Annotated in this window: 2 pseudogenes; one reads left to right on the forward strand and one right to left on the reverse strand. The window is 33.0% G+C overall.

The window, feature by feature from the left end:
- Nucleotides 1-84 (forward strand): annotated as a pseudogene (locus ACFIO5_RS09890) (glycerophosphodiester phosphodiesterase); the annotation flags it as partial.
- Between the two features lie 118 nt (nucleotides 85-202).
- Here ACFIO5_RS09890 and ACFIO5_RS09895 read toward each other — a convergent pair.
- Nucleotides 203-587, reverse strand: a pseudogene (locus ACFIO5_RS09895) (sn-glycerol-3-phosphate ABC transporter ATP-binding protein UgpC); the annotation flags it as partial.

Consider the following 587-nt stretch of genomic DNA (forward strand, 5'->3'; position numbering starts at 1 on the left):
CTATCGCATTGGCTTGATATGCCTGTACATTATATCACAACAGATCAACCTGACCTTGCTATACAATTACGTACGGAAAAATAAAAGCACACAATCTATAATATAAAGCAAATAACACCACCCTAAAAAAATGAGGTTGATAAAAAAGAGAAGTGCGGATTATTTACTGATGGTGCTTATAAGATTAAAATTTTTACTTTATTTAATTCTCACGTGTGCGTTTTCCAGTACTTTTGTTAAAACTATGAAAACTCTGATGGGGAACAGTAAAGCTTAGTTTTTGACCATAATCGTGTGTCAAACGTTCTTTTATTTCAATGGTAAAAATATTATTATTCCAATGCGTTAAAACATGGCATCCTGTTCCGACAGGTTTGATAAGTTCAATTTGTGTGTGAAAGACAGCTCCTTGATTTGGATATTCGCCTAACAAGATTACTTCAGGTCTGAATGCTAAAAGATCAGTTTCTTGACTATAAGACAATGAATGACCTAAATGCTGTTCTAAAGTTTTGCGATCAAGAAAATTCATAGAGGGAGAGCCAATAAAATCAGCAACAAATGTTGTTTCTGGATAATCGTAAATT

This window comes from Bartonella sp. AA86SXKL, assembly GCF_042196885.1.